At 61.9% G+C, this 3,068-nt stretch carries 3 protein-coding genes; 1 reads left to right on the top strand and 2 read right to left on the bottom strand.

Going from position 1 to position 3,068, the window contains the following annotated elements:
* Both ACXRVY_RS22005 and ACXRVY_RS22000 read right to left on the bottom strand, forming a co-directional pair.
* The coding region (locus ACXRVY_RS22005) for a FadR/GntR family transcriptional regulator (protein WP_458238232.1) at positions 1-498 on the bottom strand (498 nt) is incomplete at its 3' end.
* Between the two features lie 188 nt (positions 499-686).
* Positions 687-2,423, bottom strand: a complete 1,737-nt coding sequence (locus tag ACXRVY_RS22000) for an IlvD/Edd family dehydratase (protein ID WP_458238231.1) — start codon at positions 2,421-2,423, stop codon at positions 687-689.
* 194 nt (positions 2,424-2,617) lie between these two features.
* On the opposite strand from ACXRVY_RS22000, the gene ACXRVY_RS21995 reads away from it, so the two are divergent.
* Positions 2,618-3,068 (top strand): MFS transporter (locus ACXRVY_RS21995; protein ID WP_458238230.1); only part of this gene is annotated, 451 nt, incomplete at its 3' end.

Below are 3,068 nucleotides of genomic sequence, written 5' to 3'. Positions count from 1 at the left end.
GTCGTTGTGCGTGGCATCGGCAATGCGACTGTGGAAGTCCAGGTCAGGCTGCAACAGCGCCTCCGGCGTCGGTGCGGCTTCCATGCGCTGGTAGGCTTCACCGATGGACGCGATGTCTGCATCCGTGGCGAATTGCGCGGCGAGGGCGGCAGCAGCCGGTTCGATGATGCTGCGCACACTGGTCAGCAGGTCGAAAAACTGATTCTGCGGGCTGCTTTGCATCAACCAGTGCAGCACGTCCGGATCGAGCATGTGCCAGTCCTTGCGCGGCTTGACCACGGTGCCGACCCGCGGACGGGAATACACCAGGCCTTTGGCAACCAGGACCCGGGTGGCTTCACGCAGCACCGGCCGGCTGACCGCATATTCTTCGCACAACAGCGCTTCGGCGGGCAGTTTGTCGTCCGGCAGGAACCGTCCCGAGACGATCTGCATGCCCAGTTCCTGGACGATGCGCGAGTGCATGCTTTTGCGGTCGGAGGGTTTGCGGTAATCCATGGGGAGCGGCGCGGTCCTGTGCGAATAGGTGTCGCGCATGATAGCAGGCGCGGTACAAACTTGAGGTGGATACACAAACCAAATGTGGGAGCTAGCCCTGCTGGCGATAGCGGAGTGTCAGTCAACATTAATATCAACTGATAGGCCGAAATCGCTAGCAGGCTAGCTCCCACAGGGGATTTGTGTTGTCAGTGAGAGTGGCGCGGCACTTCAGCCCCGCGACAACCCACCAGGAAGTCGAAGTCGCAACCCTGGTCCGCTTGCAGCACGTGGTCGATGTACAGCTGGCGATAGCCACCGACGATCAGGTTCTGCGGCGGTTGCAGATCAGCCATGCGCGCGGCCAGTTCGGCATCCGGAATATCCAGGTGCAAACGGCCGCTGGCGCAATCGAGTTCGATCCAGTCGCCTTCCTTCACTGCGGCCAGCGGGCCGCCGGCCGCGGCTTCCGGGGCGACGTGCAGGACAACCGTGCCATACGCAGTGCCACTCATGCGCGCATCGGAAATACGCACCATGTCGGTCACACCCTGGGCCAGCAGCTTGGCCGGCAGGCCCATGTTGCCCACTTCGGCCATGCCCGGATAACCCTTCGGCCCGCAGTTCTTCATCACCAGGATCGAGTCGGCATCCACGTCCAGTTCCGGATCGTTGATCCGTGCCTTGTACATGTCAAAGTTCTCGAACACCACCGCGCGACCGCGATGCTGCATCAGTTCGGGCGTGGCGGCGGACGGCTTGAGCACAGCGCCCAGCGGTGCCAGGTTGCCGCGCAATACACAGATGCCGCCGTCGGCGCGGATCGGGTTGTCGAGGGTGCGGATCACTTCGTCCTCGCCATAGATCGGCGCGTCCCTGGTGTTCTCGCCGATGGACTTGCCGTTGACGGTCAGGGCATGCGGGTTCGGGATCAGGTCGGCTTCACCGAGGCGACGCAGCACCGCCGGCAAGCCACCGGCGTAATAGAACTCTTCCATCAGGAAGCGCCCGGACGGTTGCAGGTCGACGATGGTCGGCATGCCGCGACCGATACGGGTCCAGTCATCCAGGTCCAGTTCCACGCCAATGCGCCCGGCAATGGCCTTCAGGTGGATCACTGCGTTGGTTGAACCGCCGATGGCGGCATTGACGCGAATGGCGTTCTCGAAGGCCTCTTTGGTCAGGATCTTCGACAGCTTCAAGTCTTCGCGCACCATCTCCACGGCCCGCATGCCGGACATGTGCGCCAACACGTAACGGCGCGCATCCACCGCCGGGATCGCTGCGTTGTGGGGCAGGGATGTACCGAGCGCTTCGGCCATGCAGGCCATGGTCGAGGCGGTGCCCATGGTGTTGCAGGTACCGGCCGAGCGGGACATGCCGCCCTCGGCCGCGAGGAAATCGTCAATGCTGATGGTGCCGGCCTTGACCTGTTCGCTGAGCTGCCAGACCACGGTGCCGGAGCCGATGTCCTTGCCCTTGTGCTTGCCGTTGAGCATCGGCCCGCCGGTGACCACGATGGCCGGCACGTCGCAACTGGCGGCGCCCATCAGCAAGGCCGGGGTGGTCTTGTCGCAACCGGTCAGCAGCACCACGCCATCGATCGGGTTGCCGCGAATGGCTTCTTCGACATCCATGCTCGCCAGGTTGCGGGTGAGCATGGCGGTCGGGCGCAGGTTCGATTCGCCGTTGGAGAACACCGGAAACTCCACCGGGAAGCCGCCGGCCTCGATCACCCCGCGTTTGACGTRCTCGGCAATCTGGCGGAAATGCGCGTTGCACGGGGTCAGTTCCGACCAGGTGTTGCAGATGCCGATGATCGGCTTGCCATGGAACTGGTGGTCGGCGATGCCCTGATTCTTCATCCAGCTGCGGTACATGAAACCGTTCTTGTCGGCGGTGCCAAACCATTGGGCGGAGCGCAGGGTGGGTTTCTTATCAGACATGAGCGATTCTCTTATTGTATGACTATATTGTTCGAGCTGAGGCGTAACATAAGCGCAAATTCCGCGCTTTGGAAGTGTTGTTGAGTAAATAGTATTACTATATAGTCCGCTCAAACGGAGGGATGGCCCTGGCGAATTTTTCGCGAGAGGCGTCCCCCGAGGTTCCATAACAACAACAATCGGAGACCGATCTCATGAGCCAGGAACTGCGGCTTATCCGTCGCATCACGCTGAAACTGATTCCCTTCCTGATCCTGCTGTACCTGATCGCCTATGTGGACCGCTCCGCGGTGGGCTTCGCCAAATTGCACATGGGCGCGGACATCGGCCTGGGCGATGCTGCCTACGGTCTTGGCGCCGGGCTGTTCTTCATCGGCTACTTCCTGCTGGAAATCCCCAGCAACCTGATGCTCGACCGCTTCGGCGCACGGCGCTGGTTCGCGCGGATCATGGTCACCTGGGGTGCCATCACCATCGGCATGGCCTTTGTCCAGGGGCCGAACAGCTTCTATGTGATGCGCTTTTTGCTCGGCGCCGCCGAAGCCGGGTTCTTCCCGGGCGTTCTGTACTACATCACCCAATGGTTCCCGGTGCGCCATCGCGGCAAGATCCTCGGGCTGTTCATCCTGTCGCAACCCATTGCGA

The organism is Pseudomonas sp. P5_A2_2 (assembly GCF_054177685.1).
This window is presented reverse-complemented; position numbering and strand designations above follow the sequence as displayed.